This window comes from Snodgrassella sp. (genome assembly GCF_024103505.1).
GTDB lineage: Bacteria > Pseudomonadota > Gammaproteobacteria > Burkholderiales > Neisseriaceae > Snodgrassella > Snodgrassella communis.
In genome coordinates, this window is sequence record NZ_JAGGIJ010000001.1 from 121,783 (window position 1) to 142,078 (window position 20,296).

The following is a 20,296-nucleotide window of genomic DNA, read 5'->3' on the forward strand; positions in this document are numbered from 1 at the left end:
CAAGCTTTTTAAACGCATTTGATACTAAAATTTTATTAAATCTTTAATTTCACGATAATTAAATACCACCAAGCAGATCAAATCAGATTATTCCGCCTGTTCATCCCGGCCAAGAATCATCGTACCAACCCCTTTATCAGTAAATATTTCCAGCAACAAAGCATGGGGGACGCGCCCATCAATAATATGAATATTGTGCACGCCATGCATAGCGGCTTGCAATGTAGCATTGATTTTAGGCAACATACCATTTTGCAAAGTGCCATCGGCGATTAAAGCATGGATATCAGCAGGAGTTAAGCGGGTAAGTAACTGATTGTTTTTATCAAGCACACCAACAGTATTGGTAAGCATAATCAGCTTCTCTGCTTCCAAACTTTCTGCCAGCTTACCGGCTACTACATCAGCATTAATATTAAAAGCTTCACCCTGCTCGCCTACACCAATAGGCGCAACAACAGGAATATAGCCATGCTCTACCATTTTTTTAATCAGGGCTGTATCAATCGCCTCAACCTCGCCAACCTGTCCGATATCCTGCTGTGCATTTTCAGGTGTTGCCACAAACATTTTCTTTGCTTTAATAAAATGATTGTCACGACCAGTAATTCCCACTGCATGGCCACCATGTTGATTCAGTAGAGAAGTAATTTCCTTATTAACACAGCCCCCCAGTACCATTTCCACAATATCCATGGTTTCACTATCTGTTACCCGCATACCTTGAATAAAGTGATTTTTCTTACCTACTCTCTGTAACAATTCATTAATCTGTGGGCCACCGCCATGTACAATAACCGGATGAATCCCTACTAGCTTAAGCAGCACCACATCCTTAGCAAAACTTTCCTTCAATTGCGGATCAGTCATTGCATTGCCGCCATATTTAATTACCATAGTAACGCCGGAAAAGCGACGAATATACGGCAATGCCTCAGCGAGAATATTGGCTTTAGTTTTGGCTTCAATAGTATTAAGGTTGATAGTACAGTCTGTATTCATCATTTCTCCTAGTATAGGTGAATCATTTCTCTGCTTAATGAAATTAAGTTTATCGCCGGTTCAGATAAAATAAAACCCTATTTTGTCATAAGAAAATGATTTCGGATAATCGTAATATCCCAAGAAGGCAAAATGATAGGCTGGTTTTACCTATCATAGAATAAAAGTAGAACAGACTACAGACAAACGTACATTGAAAATAAGTGAACTATCTGGAAAACAGCTCAACTAAAATTAATTAATCCAGTCGTGCTTGGCTGGCTCCGGCACTAAAAAAAGTAGTCAGAATAGCCTGCGCTGCTACCTGATCCAATACCTGTTTGCGCTTTCTGCCAAATACGCCTGCCTCACTTAACAAGCTGTCGGCCACGGCTGAAGTCCAGCGCTCATCAACCCAATATACGGGTAAATGAAAGCGCCCATGTAGCCGGTTACCGAATCGACGGCATAAAGAAGTTGCCTCATCAGCTGCGCCATCGGCATGAGTAGGTAAACCAACAACCAGTACTTGAGGCTGCCATTCTTTAATTAGTGCTGCAATACGGCTGAAACATTGTTCATTGCTGACAACTGTAATAGTCTCCAGTGGATGTGCTGTGGCCAGCTCCGCTTCACCGACTGCCACACCAATTCGTGTGGTACCAAAATCAAAGCCAAGAACAGTACCATACTGAATAGGAGGAATAATTGTCTCAGGCATGTCCTACCAATCCACTCAGATTAGTAATATCAATATTTAATAGCTGCAAGGCTGCTTTATAACGTTGTTTATAAGGCATATCAAACAGAATCTGCATATCAGCAGGCGTTGAAATCCAGCTATTATTCGCCAGTTCCTGCTCTAGCTGGCCAGCAGACCAGCTAGAATAGCCAATAGTGGCGACAGCTTTATTTACTTCATTTTCCTGCGTAAGACCCATAATAATATCGCGTGATGTAGTGATAGCAATATCATCAGTAACCATTAAACTACTTTCCCATGATCCGGCAGGAGTATGTACCAAAAAGCCACGGTCTACCTGAACCGGTCCGCCCATCAATACGTTTTGTCCATGAAAACGCTCAGGAGTTGGTGTCTTGGCTGAATCAAACAGCAAATCCATCATAATTGGAGATGGTTTGTTTACAATAATGCCCATTGCACCGTCTGCACTATGTTCACACAGATAAATCACGCTTTCTTTAAAAAACGGGTCTTCCATCGCCGGCATGGCTATGAGAAAGTGATTGGCCAGAGAAAAACTTGAAGGAGTGCCTTGTTGTGCAGCCATATTGTGCTATTCCATGAAAATGATATCAGACTATACAGAATTAATTTATTGTTAAATTGGGTCTGTCTGGTTGTTTCTCAAGCCAGTGCTTTTCGCTATAATCCTATCTTACTCTAAACAAGATTATTTTATCCGGTACTAAAACCGTATATCTACTGATATTGCTGGTAGGCTATATTCAAAGCAGCCACACTCCATCACAGAAAGGCCAACTGTGTCATTAATCAAACCTATTGTTCTTTTAATTCTGGATGGTTTCGGCCATCGCGCCGATGGTGATGACAACGCTATTTTACTAGCACATACACCACATATAGATAATTATCGTCAGCATTATGCTTATGGCACTATTGATGCTTCCGAACGTATGGTTGGATTACCTATCGGCCAGTTTGGCAATTCCGAAGTAGGCCATCTAAATATCGGAGCCGGACGGATTGTGCCACAGGATATTACCCGTATCGATATGGCAATTGAAGACCATACCCTTGAACACAATTCTGTATTGCAACAGGCATGGAAGAATCCCAATCGCACAGTCCATTTGTTAGGACTGTTTTCTGATGGTGGTGTACATAGTCATATAGAGCATTTTTTTGCAGTAATGGACGCGGCAATAGCCGCAGGCATGCAAAAAATTGTTATTCATCCATTTCTGGATGGCCGTGACACTCCGCCTCAAAGTGCACATCCTTATCTACAGCGTCTGGAACATTATATGCAGCAGCATCCGCAAGTTTTATGTGGAGCAGTAGTTGGACGCTTTTTTGCCATGGATAGGGATAACCGCTGGGATAGAATAGAGGCTGCATACAACGCATTGTTTGGTGATGCCCCCTATCAGGCTGCATCACCCACAGCGGCGCTGGAAGCAGCCTATGCGCGTGGCGAACAAGATGAATTTATCAAACCCACAGTTATCAGCCCAAAAGTTGGCCTAACCGATGGTGATGCCATTTTATTTCTTAATTTCCGTGCTGATCGTGCGCGTGAATTAACTCAGGCACTCACCTTTAGCAATTTTTCCGGTTTTGAGCGTAAGTATCATATACAGCCCGGATATTTTGCCAGCATTACTGCTTATGGCACACAATTTACCCATCCTGCGATGTTCGAGCGCCAGACGGTAACTAACGGTCTGGGCGAATTTCTGGCAACACAGGGACTTAGACAGTTACGCATAGCAGAAACTGAAAAATACCCGCATGTAACCTATTTTTTCAGTGGTGGAAGAGAAGAACCATATATTGGTGAAGAACGGATTATGATACCTTCGCCCAAAGTCACCACATATGATTTGCAACCAGAAATGAGCGCCATTGGCATTACCGAGCAGATTATTGACAGCCTGCAACATCATCGCCATGACGTTATTATCTGTAATTTTGCCAATGGTGACATGGTTGGTCATACAGGTTCACTTGATGCAGCCATTAGAGCCGTCGAAACGCTGGATAGCTGTGTAGCTCGTGTGGTTGATACAGCACTGGCCGTCGGCGGAGAAGTTATCATCACCGCTGATCATGGTAACTGTGAACATATGTATGATGAGCATAATCAGCAGCCACATACTCAGCATACAATTGAGCCAGTACCGTTTATCTATATTGGCCGTAAAGCAATCATTCACACCGGTGGTGCACTGAAAGATGTGGCTCCGTCATTATTAACTGCTCTGGGACTGACACCCCCAGCAGAAATGACTGGGCAAAACCTGATTGAATTTGTAGATAAATAATGAAATCTCTACTCAGCCTTTACCTGATCTGTTACAGCATTGTTACTTCTGTGGTCATGGCTGCCAATAATCAAAAGATACAGCCAACTGGTAAGCTGAGACAGGTACATCAGGCCATATCAGTAACCCAGAATCAGATTACAAAAACCACCGTTGAGCAGAAAAAAATTGATGCTTCGATGGCTGCAACAGGTCAACAGCTGGAGCGTGCTAAGAATGAACTTAGCCGTATCCAGCAGCAGCAACGAGCCAGCATGCGGCAATTGCAGATACTGCAAACTAATCTGGATAAAACCCGTACTCAGATTACAGAAACACAGACCCAGATAGCACGTCTGCTTAATGCACATTATCGCAACCGTCAACCCAACAGTGTGTATTTAATGCTTAAAAAAGACTCTTCTGATCAGAAAGGTCGATCTTTGCAATACATTCGTTATCTGAATGAAGCGAATGAAAAGGTTATTCAACGTCTACGCAAACAGCAGTTGCGTATGAATGCCCAGCAACAGGCAGTAAATACCCAACAAAAACAGCTAGCCGCATTACGGCAACAGCAACAGCAGATTATTAACAAACTGCATGCTCAACATGCAAACCAGTTAAATAAATACAGCGTTATCAACCAGCAGTTATCAGCACAACATAAACAGCTGCAATCATTAAAGGCTGATGAAAAACGATTGAATAAACTGTTAAGCCGCCTGTCTGCGCAGGCAACCATGCGCCGACTGGCACACACTCCTGCCAAATCCAGCAAAGACAATCCTGATAAATCTAAAACTTCAGCTCAGGCACATACAACCACCAATAACAATATTAATCCAGACAACGCCAAACTACTCTCTACTTTAACCGCAGAAGACATGGCATTACAGGCTACAGAAGGTATCCAGACACCGATAGTTAAAGGGCTAGCTCAAAAACAAGGGCGTCTGCCACGGCCTGTTAACGGCACTATCGCCGGAAAATTTGGAGAAAGCAGACCCGGTGGCGGTATCTGGAAAGGTCAGTTTTTTGCCTGCAACCATGTCTTAGTGCATAGTATTGCCAGCGGTACTGTCGCCTATGCGGCCTTTTTACAGGGCTATGGCAATACTGTTATTATTGATCATGGCGAAGGCTATATCAGCATTTATACAGGCTTGTCTTCAATCAGCGTCTCAACCGGCAACAAGGTTGGAGCTAGTCAAAACATTGGTATCAGTGGTCATTTACCAGATGGTCAAAATGGATTATATTTTGAAATTCGTTACCATAATCAGGCAATGAACCCATTATCATGGTTACGCTAAAACTCATTATGGCATTATTCTATTACCTCAGGTAACTTTATAGTGTACACTTTGCCCGGTTTAGAATTTTTGTGAATTCCTGTTACAGGCAGGACATTTATCCCCTGAATTATCGTCGTTATCAGAAAGAACTACAGAAATAATGGCTAAATCTAGATTAAAAAAAGCTGCTTTATATACCTTAGGTGCTTTCAGTGGCATGATTCTTACGCTGAGTATACAGGGTTATGCCAATGAAAAGTCTGAGGCTTTACCAGTAAGATCGCTGCATACAATGGCTGAAGTATATGGACAGATTAAAGCCAATTATGTCGAGAATAAAACCGATGATGCGATTCTGGAAGGTGCAATGAAAGGTATGGTCAATAACCTTGACCCACACTCAGAATACCTAACAGGTAAAGATTATACTGACTTACAGGAAAGCACCACTGGTGAATTTGGTGGTTTAGGTATGGAAATCAGTTCAGAAGACGGGCTGATTAAAATTGTGGCGCCAATTGAGGACACACCGGCTGATCGCGCTGGTATTAAAAGCGGAGATTACATTGTTAAAATCAACAATGAGTCTACCCGCAACATGACAGCAACTGAAGCCGTGAAAAAAATGCGTGGTAAACCAGGAACCAGCATTACGCTTACACTAGCACGCAAAGATGAGACCCAGCCTATAGTGGTACACCTAACAAGGGCAATCATCAAAGTTAAAAGTGTGCGCTATAAACTACTGGAACCGGATTATGGCTATGTGCGCATTACTCAATTCCAAGAACATACAGTAAGCTTACTGGCGGATGCCATTAAAAATCTGGAACAGCAAAACAAACAGCCACTTAAAGGTTTAGTACTGGATTTACGAGATGATCCAGGCGGTTTATTAAATAGTGCTGTTGGTGTATCCGCAGTTTTCTTGAAACCCGGAGTAAAGGTAGTCAGCACCAAAAACCGAGATAAAAAAGAAGGAATGGTCTTAAAAGCAATTCCAAAGGATTATGTCGTAAAAGGCAGTGATCCACTAATTAATATATCTGATGAAATGAAGACTATCCCAATCACAGTTTTAGTAAATTCGGGTACTGCTTCTGCTTCAGAAATCGTTTCTGGTGCATTACAGGATTACAAGCGTGCTGTGATTGTAGGTACACAGAGTTTTGGTAAAGGTTCTGTGCAAACAGTTATTCCATTATCCAATGGTGGTGCTGTTAAACTAACTACAGCTTTATATTACACTCCTAATGACCGTTCTATACAGGCACAAGGCATCGTACCTGATGTTGAAGTGAAAGATAAGAACCGCAAATTTGAAAGCCGTGAGGCTGATTTGGGTGGGCATCTAAGCAATCCATTGGGTGGCAAGGAAGTTAATGGTGAACTGTTAAGTGGTCAGAAAAAAACTACTCAGCCGACTACCGCCAGCGAACCTGCCATTCATAATATGGATGATAATGCTGATAAAGCCAGTACCAAGGACACTAAAGCTAGTACGCCAAAAAATAACAAGAAAAAAGATGAGGATGATTGGCTTGCTCGACGCGAGCCCAACCCAGCTAAAGATGAGCAATTAAAAACGGCTCTTGATTTGGTAAAAGACCCAGTTAAATGGAATCAATCGTTAGGACTTGCGGCCAAAAAACCAGCCAAAGCCACCGATAAAAAAGATAAGAAATAAGCCACCATCTAAAAAAACAGATAGCTTTGCTATCTGTTTTTTTATTACAGTATACGCTTCCAATATTTCATAACCAAAATTCGTTACAAACAGTTATCAGCCATATAACTTATACAGAAAAAATTTCAACAAATTAAATAAGATTTATTCTGAATACACAATAAGATCCTCTGCTCCACCATACAAGTAATATTGCAGCCTTCATTTTCATTGGCTAAATCATTACATTTCTAAAATTCTATTACCCTATATCATATACTGCAAAGCATCTAATTAGCATTATAAGATTTAGATTGTATGTATCAGAAAGGACTAATATCAAATTGGCTAATTAATTCCAGACTATATTTCAGCTGTTTGAAAAGCTAAATGAGTAAAATCAATGCATTCATATATTTATAAAATAAAGGCCGCCATTAAAATAGCGACCTTTATTATAATTAATTGAAAAAATTATTTTTTCAATTCTTTTGCCAGATACAACCAAGTTTCAATCACAGTATCAGGATTGAGAGAAATAGTTTCAATTCCTTCTTCAATCAACCATTTGGCAAAATCAGCATGGTCAGATGGCCCTTGTCCACAAATTCCAATGTATTTATTTAACTTGCGACAAGCTTGAATTGCCAGACTAAACATTACCTTAACAGCCGGATCGCGTTCATCGAAAGTACCTGCAATCGCACCGCCACTATCACGATCCACACCCAGAGTTAACTGAGTCATATCGTTGGAACCGATAGAGAAGCCATCGAAGTATTTCAGAAACTGTTCAGCCAGTACAGCATTACTTGGCAATTCGCACATCATGATTAGCCGCAGACCATTTTTTCCGCGCTCCAGACCATTGTCTTTCAAAGCTCGCACCACATGTTCTGCTTCTTTCAGAGTGCGTACGAATGGAATCATGATTTCGACGTTAGTCAGTCCCATTTCATCACGAACATATTTTAGCGCTTTACATTCAAGCGCAAAGCAGTCTTTGAAATCATCTGAAACATAACGTGCTGCACCACGGAAACCCAACATTGGGTTTTCTTCATGTGGCTCGTATTTATTACCACCAATCAGATTGGCGTATTCGTTTGACTTGAAGTCAGACATGCGCACAATCACTTTTTTCGGATAAACTGAAGCAGCTAGAGTGGCAACACCTTCAGCAATTTTATCAACATAAAAATCTACTGGAGAGGTATAGCCAGCCATACGATCGGTGATGGTAGCCTGCATCTGCTCATCCTGCTGGTCAAAATCCAGTAAAGCGCGAGGATGTATACCAATCTGGCGATTAATAATAAATTCCATGCGAGCCAGACCAATACCATAGCCGGGCAAACCAGCGAAGCTGAAAGCCAGCTCCGGATTACCTACGTTCATCATGATTTTGGCAGGAGATTCCGGCATATTGTCTAGCAGTATTTCATTAACATCAACTTTCAATAAGCCTTCATAAACATAGCCTGTATCACCTTCGGCACAGGATACTGTTACTTCCTGACCATCTAGCAAAGCGGAAGTGGCATTACCACAACCCACTACAGCGGGAATACCCAGTTCACGAGCAATAATGGCAGCATGACAGGTTCGGCCACCACGATTGGTAATGATAGCAGAAGCGCGTTTCATTACTGGTTCCCAGTCCGGATCAGTCATATCGGTAACCAGCACATCACCTGGTAAAACCTTGTCCATTTCATCAACGCTTTTAACCAGTCTTACTTTGCCCTGACCCACTTTCTGGCCAATGGCACGCCCTTCAACCAGAACGGCAGATTTATCATTAATCTGGTAACGGCGCAGTATGCGACTACTATTTTCCTGAGATTTTACTGTTTCAGGACGTGCTTGCAGAATATAAAGTTTACCATCGATACCATCACGTCCCCATTCGATATCCATCGGACGGCCATAATGTTCTTCAATAATCAGCGCATACTGAGCCAGCTCAGTGATTTCTTCAGCGCTGATAGAGAATTTCTTCCGCTCAGCAGGATCAACATCTACGGTCTGAACTGATTTACCAGCCTGTGCAGCATCGGTGAAAACCATTTTTATCAGTTTTGAGCCCATGGTTTTACGAAGAATGGCCGGACGGCCTGCACGAAGAGTTGGCTTATGGACGTAAAATTCGTCAGGATTGACTGCGCCCTGTACTACCGTTTCACCTAATCCATAGGATGAAGTAATGAATACTACCTGATCAAATCCAGATTCGGTATCCATGGTGAACATTACACCGGATGCGCCTTTATCAGAACGTACCATCCGCTGTACACCAGCCGAAAGAGCTACTACATCATGAGCAAAATTCTTGTGGACACGATAGGAAATGGCTCGGTCATTATACAATGAAGCAAATACATGATGCATAGCTTCCTTGACATTATCATAGCCACTGATATTCAGAAATGTTTCTTGCTGGCCTGCAAATGATGCATCTGGTAAATCTTCAGCCGTAGCAGAAGAGCGCACAGCGACACAAATCTGGTCTGTACCGGCATCAGCCACCATTTTTTCCCATGCAGCCTGTAAATCTGATTCCAGTTCAGGTGGAAATGGGGTATCCATAATCCATTGACGGATTTGTTTACCTACTCTTGCCAATTCGGCAACATTATCGACATCTAGCGCCTTGAGTTCGTTATTAATTCGTTCACTCAAACCTTCGTAGGCAAGAAATTTGCGATAGGCTTCGGCAGTGGTAGCAAAGCCACCGGGAACACGCACACCTTTTTCGGTGAGCTGTGAAATCATCTCGCCAAGAGAAGCATTTTTGCCGCCAACGCTTTCAACGTCAGTCATGCGCAAATTTTCAAACCAGATTACGTTATTACCGGCCATGATGGTTATCCAGTGTGGAGTGGGGAAGTTGAAGACGATCTATTCTAACTAGTCAGGTTTAAAATGTCATGTATTTTTGGCTATTTACCTGCACTTTGTAAGCATAGTTTAGCCTTAGTCAAACACATTTTACCTACAAATTATTGATAGTTTAAGTATTTTAATTATTAACTCGATTTTTAGTTAAAAATACTAATTTAATTGCTTTGCTGGCAATTTAAATTTATCTGAAAATTAGATTACAACTGCATATATATGCCAGAGTAGTGCAAATCAAATGTTACTTATCTCCAAAGCTGTTATTGAAAAAAACCAACACCAGAACATGAGCAGGGGGTAAATTTCATTTACAATAGGACATCCATTTAGTTATGGCATTTTTTAACTTTAATCGTGTAAATATTATGAAATCAGTACGCCAAGTTTTTTTTGTTTCCGACCGCACAGGAATTACAGCTGAAAGCATGGGACTGGCTTTGCTGAATCAGTTTGACAATATTGAATTCAAATGTGCTACCTACCCTTTTATTGATACAGAAACAAAAGCACAAGAAATTGTTGCTTTAATCAATGAAGCTGCAAAACTTTGTGATGCCCGCCCGTTGGTTTTTTCAAGTATTGTTGATGAAAATATCCGCACGCTGATAAAAACCAGTGCCGGTTTTCATATGAGTTTTTATGATGCTTTTATTGGCGAACTCGAAGATGAACTGGCCACTGTGGCAAACCACTCGATTGGTCGTACTCATGGTATGCATGATACCGAACGTTATGATAAACGTATGGAGGCCATTAACTTCACTCTAAATCACGATGATGGCATTACCGATCGTGAACTGCAAAAAGCCGATGTGATTCTGATGGGCGTGTCCCGTAGCGGTAAAACCCCCACTTGCCTGTATCTGGCTCTACAATATGGCATCCGTGCTGCTAACTATCCACTTATTCCTGAAGATCTGGAAAGCAATCAATTACCCAGAATGTTACAACCATTCCGGCAAAAACTATATGGATTGACTATTGAAGCTGATCGCTTGCATCATATTCGTTCTGAGCGGCGCCCTGATTCACGCTATGCCAGCCGTGATAATTGCCGGCGTGAAATTTTAATAGCAGAAGAGATGTTCCGTCGTTTCAACATTCCTTATACCAATACGACGCATATGTCTATTGAAGAGCTGGCTGCAAGCATTATTCTGGCAGCGAAGTTACGGCGCCGATTCTGAAGTTGTTTAAACCCATGCATTCTTGCCCCGAGTATTTTGGGGCTTTTTTATTATCAGTCATATTTTGTGTAGTATTCAGTTCAGACAAACAAAAACCGTTCTGCCTCATGTGTAGCAGGCATTTGCTTTCATATTTGATACTCAAAAATTTTTTCGCTTGAGTACTTTAACTTAAGAATTCTTGCCATTTTTTTAACGGCATGGGATTATGCAATACAGTGTTCAGAAATTCTCTTAACTATTAAAACTTTGAGACTGATTTATGCAATTGCGCCCAGTAATTGGAATACCATGTGACGTGAAGCAGATAGGTAAGTTGAATTTCCACGCTGTGGGCGAAAAATACATTCGGGCAATGCAGGATTGTGTTGGTGATGTAATTTTGCTGCCAGCTTTAGCTGACCAAACTGTACTACAGCGATTACTGACACTGGTAGATGGTATTTTTCTACCCGGTTCATATTCCAACATTGATCCACAATGGTATGGCGAAGCTATTATACGCGAGGGAACGCTACAGGATCCTGCTCGCGACCATACTATTTTACCGCTTATCCGCCAACTTATTGACATAGGTATACCACTTCTTGGTGTTTGCCGTGGCTTACAGGAAATTAACATCGCTCTTGGCGGCACACTTCATCAACATCTACAGGAAATCCCCGGTTTTCTGGATCATCGCGAACCAGCTAACCAACCAATTGAAGTGCAATATGATGATGCTCATGTTGTCAATTTGCATGCAGACAGCTTATTAATGAGGTGGCTGGCTACAGGCCAGCAACAATATGCAGTTAATTCTTTACACCAGCAAGGAGTCAAAACTTTAGCACCTGGGCTTAGCATAGAAGCAACCGCACCAGATGGCCTAATTGAAGCATTCAGGATTGATGCCGCACCCTTATTTGGCTATGCGGTGCAATGGCACCCTGAATGGTTGTATGGGCAAAAACCGCTTTCTAGCGCTATTTTTAAGGCATTTCGTGAAGCATGTATGCAATATAAATTGTATAAGCAAAAGGAATCATTTTAAGGTGACTTATGTATGATGGCATTTTTAACTGGCTCAAAGAACATGGTATTACCGAAGTGGAATGTATCTTGCCAGATATTACAGGTGTAGCTCGCGGCAAAATTATTCCCAAAGACAAATTCATATCTGAACCGGATATGCGTTTACCTGAAGCAGTGTTACTGCAAACGGTTACAGGCGAATATCCGCAATCCAGTCTGCTGGATGAAACTGATGCAGATATGGAATTAAAACCAGATCCTAGCACTTTGCGGTTTGTTCCCTGGGCACAGGAACCCACAGCATCACTTATATTTGACTGTTTTTCCCCAGACAATTTACCGGTAGAAACCGCACCACGCAATGTACTCAAACGCATACTGAAACTGTATGAATATATGGGATTGGAGCCGATTGTTGCGCCTGAGATGGAATTTTATTTGATTTCACCCAACCCTGACCCAGATGTACCATTACAGCCACCAATAGGACGCACCGGACGCAGTGAATTCGGCCGCCGCTCCTATGCAGTTGATGCCGTGAATGAATTTGATCCGTTATTTGAAGAAATATACGATTATTGCCACGAACAGAATCTTGAAGTAGACACCTTGATTCATGAAATTGGTGCGGCACAGATGGAAATTAATTTTCTGCACGGCAATGCGCTAGATTTAGCTGATCAGGTATTTCTGTTTAAACGTACTGTACGGGAGTCTGCATTTCATCACAAAATGTATGCCACTTTTATGGCCAAGCCTATGGAGTGCGAACCGGGCAGTGCCATGCATATACACCAAAGCTTGAATGAAGTTAAAAACGGTAATAATGCTTTCAGCAATGCTGATGGCACACCTTCTGAGTTATTTTTCCATTTTATTGCCGGTTTACAAAAATATCTGCCTCTGACCATGCCATTTTTTGCACCGTATGTGAATTCTTTTCGACGTCTGACTCGTTTTACTGCAGCGCCGACCAATGTAGAGTGGGGTTATGACAATCGTACGGTTGGCTTACGTGTTCCTCGTGCCAGTGCCAAAGGACGGCGCATTGAAAACCGGCTGGCCGGAGTGGACGTTAATCCTTATCTGGCGATAGCCTGTTCGCTGGGTTGTGGTTATCTGGGGATTAAAGAGCAGCTACAACCACGCGCACCTTTAAGCACTAATGCATATTCTCTGCCCTATCAATTTCCTACCACGCTGGAAGAATCCATAGAACGTATGCGCCAGTGTGAACCCATTCACGAGCTATTGGGACAGCGTTTTGTTGAGATGTACATTGCAGTCAAAGAACAGGAAGTATCTGAATACTTTCGTGTAATCAGTCCATGGGAACGTAAATTCCTGCTGTTACATGTTTGAATCATAAACATGGCCGATTTTCTGCCGGTTGCACTATTTGCAACAAAATCAGCATACAATTTATACCATTTAACAAAGGAGTACTTTATATGACTAAAAAAAACGATACCAAACATGCGGTAAAACATCACCTGCACCCATTTTCGGATAATGGCCAGCTGAAAAAAAATGGTGTGCGCATGATGGTTAAAGCTAAAGGTATTTATGTCTATGATAGTGACGGTACTGAAATCATTGATGGCATGGCCGGATTATGGTGCGTGAACATTGGTTACGGGCGCAAGAAACTGGCTAAAATTGCCAAGAAACAAATGGAAGTGTTACCGTTTTATAACACTTTTTTCAAAACCAGCCATCCGGCCGTAATTAAATTATCTGAGAAACTGATAGAGATTACTCCGGATGAATTTAATCATGTGTTTTATACCAATTCTGGTTCTGAATCAATTGATACCATGATGCGTATGGTGCGTCATTACTGGGCATCAGTAGGACAACCATCAAAAAAAATCATTATCGGTCGCTGGAATGGCTATCACGGCTCAACCATTGGTGGTGCCAGCTTAGGCGGAATGAAAAGTATGCATCAACAGGGTGATTTGCCCATAGCCAATATCGTACATATCGAACAGCCGTGGTATTACGGTTTAGCCAACGACAATGAGAGTGAAGAGGAATTCGGTATCCGTGCGGCTAACTGGCTGGAAGAAAAAATCTTATCCCTTGGCGCAGATAAAATCGCTGCTTTTGTTGGCGAACCCATTCAGGGCGCAGGAGGAGTGATTATTCCTCCAGCAAGTTACTGGCCTCGAATTGAAGAAATATGCAGAAAATATAATATTTTACTGGTATCTGATGAAGTAATCTGCGGCTATGGCCGTACCGGAAAATGGTTTGGCTTCCAAACACTAGGCTTTACGCCTGATATCTGTACTACCGCCAAAGGACTATCTTCTGGATATTTACCTATTGGTGCCGTGCTGGTAAATGATAAAGTCACCGAAGGCCTGCTGGCGGGTGGTGAATTCAATCATGGTTTTACTTATAGCGGACATCCGGTTGCAGCGGCAGTGGCGTACGAAAACCTGAATATACTGGCTGATAAAAATATTATCGAAAAAGTATATACAAAAACCGGCCCGTACCTACGTAAACGCTGGCAGGAAACATTCAGTCAGTTTAAATACGTTGCAGATATTCGAACTGAAGGGCTGATGTGTGGTTTTACGCTGGTAAAAAACCGTGAAACGCGGGAATTTTTTGAGGATTTTGGTACTACAGGTTTACTTTGCCGCGATATTTTTTTCAAAAACAATCTGATTTTCCGCGCCTGTGGCGACCATATAGTAGCAGCACCACCACTGATTATTTCCAAAAAGGAAATTGATACCATGTTGTCCATTGCCGCTACCTGTATGCGTGAATTTGAAGAGCTTATGGATCAAAAGCTGAGCCATAACACGGATAACACAATCTGACATCTATAGATAACTAAAAGACCTGAGTGAATTCAGGTCTTTTAGTCAGTTCAAAATGATATTTTAATAGTTCTAATCACATTCCATGCCTTTTAAAGCCACATTGGTTACTGGATTCAGCATGGGATTCACTAGCTGTTGAGTTAAAGTAAGAGAAACAGTCCGCTTAACCAATACCAAACCATATACTGCGGCCAGATGTGGCCACCAGCGATTACCCATGTACTCAATAGTGTTATGGTTTGTTCCGAAGCAGGCTGGGATACCGTAGCCCATAAACTGCCCTTCTTCCAGATACAGACCATAACGCTTCATTCTGTTAACCACTGTACTTGCAGATAAAAGATTTAAAGCTGGCTGGCAATGTATGCTGCGCTGATAAAACAGGCGCCAATAACCCTGAGCATTCAACCCAGTTAGTATGATATGGCCGCCCGGTACCAATACCCTTATCATTTCCGCCAATGCTGCATCATAGCAGCATATCGTATCCAAACCATGCGGCCAGATTATTGTATCTATACTCTGGTTCGTCCAAGGTAAAGCTGTATTGTCTGCAATAACGGCCACATTTCCGTCTGCCTGTACACTTTGTACAAGGTATTGCGAATCTGCGGCAAATACATCGTGAAACTGCCATTGTGACAAACTACATTGCAAAATGGTACCAAAACGCAACGCTGATAATTTATGCCGTATGAACTGCTGTTCAAGCTTGCTCAGATACAAACCAAAAGCATGCTCGGCCAGCCAGCCTTCCAATTGCGGATAACTCATTCACTACACCATCATGTATATTGTTAAATCAACGCCATAGCCGTTTGATTAAATTTATTGCATTTACATCATTACTGTAAAAATAGGGATTTATCCTTGACCGTAAAGAACTTCCTCTTTAGTATTAATATGATTTTGCACAAATTTTACGGTTATACGAATGGCTCAATTGAAGCATATGGTACTGGCACTCACCAGTCTGGTACTAGCTCCCTCTATCTCATTTGCCCAATCTTACACCAGTAACGACATTGGATTATCTATCATGAATCTGAATGCGGCCACCCTTAAGGGGGAGACCTATTCCAATCATGATATCTGGGAACGGATACGTCAGGATTTCCGTATGACTGAAGTCAATCCTGAAATCATTCGCAGACACGAACAATACTATTCAAGCCACGGCAATTACTTCAACCGCACCATTTTGCGCAGTCAGCCATATTTATATCATATAGTGAATGAGGCAGAAAAACGCCAGATGCCGGCTGAAGTAGCTTTATTACCGTTTATTGAGAGTGCTTTTGTCAGCAAGGCTCAGTCTCGCGTGGGTGCATCAGGATTATGGCAATTCATGCCTAGTAGTGGCCGCCAGTATGGACTGGAACAAACCAACCTTTATGATGGCCGCCATGATGTATATGCTGCTACCGATGCCGCTTTAACCTATCTGCAATATCTGTATAGTTTATTTGGTGATTGGTCGCTGGCATTGGCTGCCTATAACTGGGGTGAAGGCAATGTGGGCAAGGCCATAAAGCGTGCCCAACTGGCAGGCATTGAGCCTACTTATGAAAATCTGCGCATGCCAAACGAAACGCGTAATTATGTGCCTAAATTGCTGGCCGTGCGTAATATAATCGAAAACCCACAGGCATTTGGCATCAATCTGGTGTCTGTGCCAAACCGACCCTATTTTGAAGCCATCACCATCGACCAGCCGATTGACATTGATGCTGCTGCCCGTTTAGCCAACATTTCCACTTCCGAATTTTTAACGCTTAATCCGAGTTTCAAGAGTCCGGTATTTATTCCGAAAGAAAACCGCAAAATGCTGCTGCCAATTACTGCGGTAAACACATTTGAGCGTAATTACCGTAATGCAGATAAAAACAGCCTGCTGTCTTGGAATATCTTTAAAGCTTTTGCACCTACCAGTGTGGCAGATTTAGCCGCTCAGACTGGTATGAGCAGTGCAGAAATCAAACGTCTGAATAATCTGAGTAGTAATACCGTACCAACCGGCCGTAGCCTGCTACTCAGCAAAAACACTTTAAATAGCCAGAGTCTGGATTCTTTCAGCAATAGTGATACCGACTCATTACTGAATATTGCTACGGCACAGCCAGTGCTGCCTCCCAGTACATTCGTCACTCATCAGAATGTAGCAGTAGCTCAGTCAAACGATGTCGTTAATGATAATCTGGAGACGCCAGACCTTACCCGTACGGCCAAAGTGGCTACCGCCGTGCTTAAAACCGAACAATCAGTACCGGAGAACTCAACAGCTCAGACAGTAACAATGGCTGCAACTACACCAACGCCAACTGATCTGCCTGCACCAGCAGCAGAAAATAATGATGCACTGATGCAAATAGCACAGGATGCTCAATTACAAGCTGCTGCTGCCGCTGCGGTACAAAAAGCTCTGGCACAGGCTGAGCACGAAGAAGCACAGGTTTCCCGTGTAGCTGAAAATCGTTCTGAACGTACTGCGCGCAATATAGTTAATGTTGCCGACAGCCGCCGTAATATCGCTCATAAAGTGAATAAAGGTGATACTCTATTCTCCATTGCCCAGCGCTATAATATCAATGTTGCCGATCTGGTAACAACGAATAATCTGCGTGGCCACAATCTACAGGTGGGACAGGTACTGAAAATCAATACCAATGGTGACAACAAACGCTTAATGGCATCTGTTCGTAAGAGTAATACCAGTGGTAAGGGCAACATTGTTCCGGTATCGTATACAGTTAAAAAAGGAGATACACTTAGCAGTATTGCCCAGCGGCTGAATATCCCAGTGAGCAAATTGCAGAAAGTTCACGGCAAACAGGTATTGCGCCCGGGACAGAAAATCAAACTGACTAATATGTAATATTGGTCAAAACAGTATTATTAAAAACGGGGTTGGTACATGACGCACTAACCCTGTTTTATTGTTGAACTCTTTTCTGAATAAATACACAGATAGTTTCTGATCCATTAACCATACCAATACACACATACTGATTTAGAATGGCGACAACTTTTGCACCTTCTTGCCAATTCTTTTATACCACGCCAGCAATTTTTACTACAAAATGGATTTTTAACAACAGCTTAGATATTGTCCAGATCGTATTTATAATCTGCTCAAATGGTTTCAAAACTTACGCAATTTTCGCGCAAAAAAGTACAAAAGCTGAATTCCAAATTTTCACCTTTTCCCTCACCCAGAACACCCGTACTTCGTATATTTCAGTCTTTTATGTATGTGTTACAGAAAGGTTAAAAAGAAAGCACTACCCCACACTGAGCGATTATTTAAGCAATATAATTACTATTATCTTTACCTATCACCTAAATAAATTATTGCGCCTATGCCTTATATAAATAGTGCACACATCATATACAGCCAGTACCTGTAACACTGGCAAACCAAACAGTATACGCAGTATTTTGCTCTTTTTCCGGTTTCTCTACCCCAGCAACATAACGATTAAAATGATACGACTAAGCTGCCAACTCATATAGTTATCAAGATACTGCTGGTGATACTTTATCTAACACATGATAGTTTGCAATGAATACTAATAAATATTCTGCGCGCAGAATGATGAATATTAGCAAACATAATTTTTTATAAGCTGCTAGAATCCTGACAGTAAGATACAGAAATTGATTAAGTCCTTTTCAATATCCAGAGAACTTTTTATTATGCTTTATTTTAGTATTAATAGCCCAGATAACCATCATCTTGGTTTTCTGGTTTTGATGGACAATGATGACTCTACTTATACCAATGGAGCCAGTGGTTATTATGCAGTTAAAGCTCAGGCGGATGAAGCAGATATTCAAGCCTGCTCTGTACAATGGCAGATATTGCAGCAATTATCCCAGCATGACAGCCTAAGTTGGTACAGACAATCTGATTATGTGCAATTATGTGATGCTGAAAACAATATTATCGGCCGTCTACAACAACAATATCTTAGTCTGTGTGGTCAGCATTTTCTGCTTAACGACCTTACCGGCACCCTGTAACCATTCAGTACCTTTTTGCAAGATCATTTATGTCTACTCCTGATATATTGCCGTCTGGCAGCCAGTTTGCTTTTGCCCGTACCAAAAGATTTCTGCCCCTATTTGGTACTCAGTTTTTTGGTGCATTCAACGATAATCTGTTTAAAACCGCATTATTTGTGCTGATTAGCTTTTATGGTTTAGGCTCCAATTCATGGTTACCGGCCAGCCAGATGCTTAATGCCGGAGCCCTGCTGTATATTCTGCCTTATTTTCTGTTTTCTGCCCTGTCCGGCGAATTATCAAATAAACTGGACAAAGCAATACTGGCACGCTGGATAAAAGCCACAGAAATCTGCATTATGCTGGTAGCCGGCTTTGGTTTCTGGCTGCATTCTGTAGCAATATTAATGTTGTGTCTGTTTCTGATGGGTACACATTCCACCCTGTTTGGCCCTTTAAAATACGCTATTTTGCCCGAGTATTTATCATCATACGAACTGCTAAATGGCAATAGTCTGATCGAAAGTGGTACTTTTTTATCAATACTGCTCGGGCAGATTTTCGGTACTATTTTGGCAGGTACAGACACCGTCTGGCTGTTTGGCACCCTGCTGTTTGTAGCCATGTTGGGACAACTGGCCAGCATGTTTATGCCACGTGTACCGGCGCAGATTCCCCAGCAATACATTGATACAAACATTTTGCGCAGTACCAGACAATTACTTAAACAAACCTATCAGCAGAAAAGCGTCTGGATAGCCATAATCGGTATTTCATGGTTCTGGCTAGTGGGTTCTGTTTACATCACCCAGCTACCTACTTTTACCCGTCTGAATCTTGGTGGTAATGAAGCTGTATTTAACTTGATACTTACCTTGTTTTCATTAGGCATAGGTAGTGGTTCAATTGCCTGTGCACGTCTGAGCCGCCATCAGTTACATCTTAGTCTGGTTATGCTAGGCGCCTTTGGCATCACTATCTTTGGTCTATTGCTGATTTGGGTCACTCAGGCACAACATAATCTGCCCATCGGGGGAATCGGTACATTTTTAAGCCGGCCTCACAGTCTGGCAGTCATGCTATGCATTATTGGTATCGGCTTTTGCGGTGGTTTCTTCTCCCTCCCCCTGTATACATGGCTTCAAACAAGCAGCAGCGACAAATTTCGTGCACATGCAGTTGCCGCCAATAACATTATTAATGGCCTGTTTATGGTCTGTGCAGCAATATTGAGTGCAATACTTATCTGGCTGTTTAACAGTATTAATATTCTATATTTTATTGTCGCTTTGGGAAATGTTCCAATTTTATTCTACTTATGGCGTAGCCCGGAATTGCGCCTTGATTTTAAGAGATTTATTTTACGCAAACATTAAAACCTTTACTTGACAG

The 20,296-nt window shown here is 42.0% G+C and carries 15 protein-coding genes; 10 read left to right on the forward strand and 5 right to left on the reverse strand.

The window, feature by feature from the left end:
• Nucleotides 1-87: 87 nt before the first annotated feature.
• From argB to J6578_RS00600, 3 genes are all read right to left on the reverse strand, one after another.
• Nucleotides 88-1,002, reverse strand: a complete 915-nt coding sequence (argB, locus tag J6578_RS00590) for an acetylglutamate kinase (protein WP_037405577.1) — start codon at nt 1,000-1,002, stop codon at nt 88-90.
• A gap of 238 nt (nt 1,003-1,240) precedes the next feature.
• Nucleotides 1,241-1,687 (reverse strand): Holliday junction resolvase RuvX, encoded by a 447-nt coding sequence (gene ruvX, locus J6578_RS00595; protein WP_371807115.1) that lies wholly within the window; start codon nt 1,685-1,687, stop codon nt 1,241-1,243.
• Nucleotides 1,688-1,694: 7 nt separating this feature from the next.
• Nucleotides 1,695-2,273, reverse strand: a complete 579-nt coding sequence (locus J6578_RS00600; RefSeq protein WP_037405581.1) for a YqgE/AlgH family protein — start codon at nt 2,271-2,273, stop codon at nt 1,695-1,697.
• A gap of 214 nt (nt 2,274-2,487) precedes the next feature.
• Between J6578_RS00600 and gpmI the strand changes: the two genes are divergently transcribed.
• The 3 genes from gpmI to J6578_RS00615 all read left to right on the forward strand — a co-directional run bounded on the left by gpmI (nt 2,488) and on the right by J6578_RS00615 (nt 6,975).
• On the forward strand, nt 2,488-4,011 hold the full coding sequence (gene gpmI, locus J6578_RS00605) for a 2,3-bisphosphoglycerate-independent phosphoglycerate mutase (protein ID WP_287953629.1): 1,524 nt from the start codon (nt 2,488-2,490) through the stop codon (nt 4,009-4,011).
• On the forward strand, nt 4,011-5,306 hold the full coding sequence (locus tag J6578_RS00610) for a murein hydrolase activator EnvC family protein (protein ID WP_287953631.1): 1,296 nt from the start codon (nt 4,011-4,013) through the stop codon (nt 5,304-5,306). Before gpmI ends, J6578_RS00610 begins: the two co-directional genes overlap by 1 nt.
• A gap of 142 nt (nt 5,307-5,448) precedes the next feature.
• Nucleotides 5,449-6,975, forward strand: a complete 1,527-nt coding sequence (locus J6578_RS00615; RefSeq protein WP_287953633.1) for a S41 family peptidase — start codon at nt 5,449-5,451, stop codon at nt 6,973-6,975.
• A 453-nt stretch (nt 6,976-7,428) separates the two neighbouring features.
• Here J6578_RS00615 and ppsA read toward each other — a convergent pair whose 3' ends face one another.
• Nucleotides 7,429-9,816, reverse strand: a complete 2,388-nt coding sequence (gene ppsA, locus J6578_RS00620) for a phosphoenolpyruvate synthase (RefSeq protein WP_239427786.1) — start codon at nt 9,814-9,816, stop codon at nt 7,429-7,431.
• Between the two features lie 404 nt (nt 9,817-10,220).
• On the opposite strand from ppsA, the gene ppsR reads away from it, so the two are divergent.
• From ppsR to J6578_RS00640, 4 genes are all read left to right on the forward strand, one after another.
• Nucleotides 10,221-11,042 (forward strand): posphoenolpyruvate synthetase regulatory kinase/phosphorylase PpsR, encoded by an 822-nt coding sequence (gene ppsR / locus J6578_RS00625; RefSeq protein ID WP_287953634.1) that lies wholly within the window; start codon nt 10,221-10,223, stop codon nt 11,040-11,042.
• Between the two features lie 262 nt (nt 11,043-11,304).
• The gene (locus J6578_RS00630; RefSeq protein WP_287953636.1) at nt 11,305-12,075 is read left to right on the forward strand and encodes a gamma-glutamyl-gamma-aminobutyrate hydrolase family protein; all 771 of its coding nucleotides are present in this window, start codon (nt 11,305-11,307) and stop codon (nt 12,073-12,075) included.
• Nucleotides 12,076-12,083: 8 nt separating this feature from the next.
• The gene (locus J6578_RS00635; RefSeq protein WP_287953637.1) at nt 12,084-13,418 is read left to right on the forward strand and encodes a glutamine synthetase family protein; all 1,335 of its coding nucleotides are present in this window, start codon (nt 12,084-12,086) and stop codon (nt 13,416-13,418) included.
• An 89-nt stretch (nt 13,419-13,507) separates the two neighbouring features.
• Nucleotides 13,508-14,896 carry an aspartate aminotransferase family protein gene (locus tag J6578_RS00640; RefSeq protein WP_100151073.1) on the forward strand — a complete coding sequence of 463 codons (1,389 nt, stop codon included), beginning with the start codon at nt 13,508-13,510 and terminating at the stop codon, nt 14,894-14,896.
• A 72-nt stretch (nt 14,897-14,968) separates the two neighbouring features.
• Here J6578_RS00640 and J6578_RS00645 read toward each other — a convergent pair whose 3' ends face one another.
• A complete protein-coding gene (locus J6578_RS00645; RefSeq protein ID WP_287953639.1) occupies nt 14,969-15,673 on the reverse strand; it encodes a class I SAM-dependent methyltransferase in 705 nt (234 codons plus the stop codon).
• Between the two features lie 160 nt (nt 15,674-15,833).
• On the opposite strand from J6578_RS00645, the gene J6578_RS00650 reads away from it, so the two are divergent.
• The 3 genes from J6578_RS00650 (at nt 15,834) to J6578_RS00660 (ending at nt 20,280) form a co-directional block, all read left to right on the forward strand.
• Nucleotides 15,834-17,774, forward strand: a complete 1,941-nt coding sequence (locus tag J6578_RS00650) for a lytic transglycosylase (protein WP_287953641.1) — start codon at nt 15,834-15,836, stop codon at nt 17,772-17,774.
• Nucleotides 17,775-18,595: 821 nt separating this feature from the next.
• Nucleotides 18,596-18,922 carry an HLGFF motif protein gene (locus J6578_RS00655; protein WP_093090516.1) on the forward strand — a complete coding sequence of 109 codons (327 nt, stop codon included), beginning with the start codon at nt 18,596-18,598 and terminating at the stop codon, nt 18,920-18,922.
• A gap of 29 nt (nt 18,923-18,951) precedes the next feature.
• Nucleotides 18,952-20,280 carry an MFS transporter gene (locus J6578_RS00660; protein ID WP_287950984.1) on the forward strand — a complete coding sequence of 443 codons (1,329 nt, stop codon included), beginning with the start codon at nt 18,952-18,954 and terminating at the stop codon, nt 20,278-20,280.
• The last annotated feature ends 16 nt before the right edge of the window (nt 20,281-20,296 follow it).

Excerpts from the sequence above, each read along its gene's own strand:
- J6578_RS00600 (WP_037405581.1), bottom strand. The coding sequence starts at position 2,273 with ATGGCTGCACAACAAGGCACTCCTTCAAGTTTTTCTCTGGCCAATCAC.
- J6578_RS00660 (WP_287950984.1), top strand. The coding sequence starts at position 18,952 with ATGTCTACTCCTGATATATTGCCGTCTGGCAGCCAGTTTGCTTTTGCC.
- J6578_RS00635 (WP_287953637.1), top strand. The coding sequence starts at position 12,084 with ATGTATGATGGCATTTTTAACTGGCTCAAAGAACATGGTATTACCGAA.
- J6578_RS00645 (WP_287953639.1), bottom strand. The coding sequence starts at position 15,673 with ATGAGTTATCCGCAATTGGAAGGCTGGCTGGCCGAGCATGCTTTTGGT.
- J6578_RS00650 (WP_287953641.1), top strand. The coding sequence starts at position 15,834 with ATGGCTCAATTGAAGCATATGGTACTGGCACTCACCAGTCTGGTACTA.
- J6578_RS00615 (WP_287953633.1), top strand. The coding sequence starts at position 5,449 with ATGGCTAAATCTAGATTAAAAAAAGCTGCTTTATATACCTTAGGTGCT.
- J6578_RS00630 (WP_287953636.1), top strand. The coding sequence starts at position 11,305 with ATGCAATTGCGCCCAGTAATTGGAATACCATGTGACGTGAAGCAGATA.
- J6578_RS00640 (WP_100151073.1), top strand. The coding sequence starts at position 13,508 with ATGACTAAAAAAAACGATACCAAACATGCGGTAAAACATCACCTGCAC.
- ppsA (WP_239427786.1), bottom strand. The coding sequence starts at position 9,816 with ATGGCCGGTAATAACGTAATCTGGTTTGAAAATTTGCGCATGACTGAC.
- J6578_RS00610 (WP_287953631.1), top strand. The coding sequence starts at position 4,011 with ATGAAATCTCTACTCAGCCTTTACCTGATCTGTTACAGCATTGTTACT.
- ppsR (WP_287953634.1), top strand. The coding sequence starts at position 10,221 with ATGAAATCAGTACGCCAAGTTTTTTTTGTTTCCGACCGCACAGGAATT.
- J6578_RS00655 (WP_093090516.1), top strand. The coding sequence starts at position 18,596 with ATGCTTTATTTTAGTATTAATAGCCCAGATAACCATCATCTTGGTTTT.
- argB (WP_037405577.1), bottom strand. The coding sequence starts at position 1,002 with ATGAATACAGACTGTACTATCAACCTTAATACTATTGAAGCCAAAACT.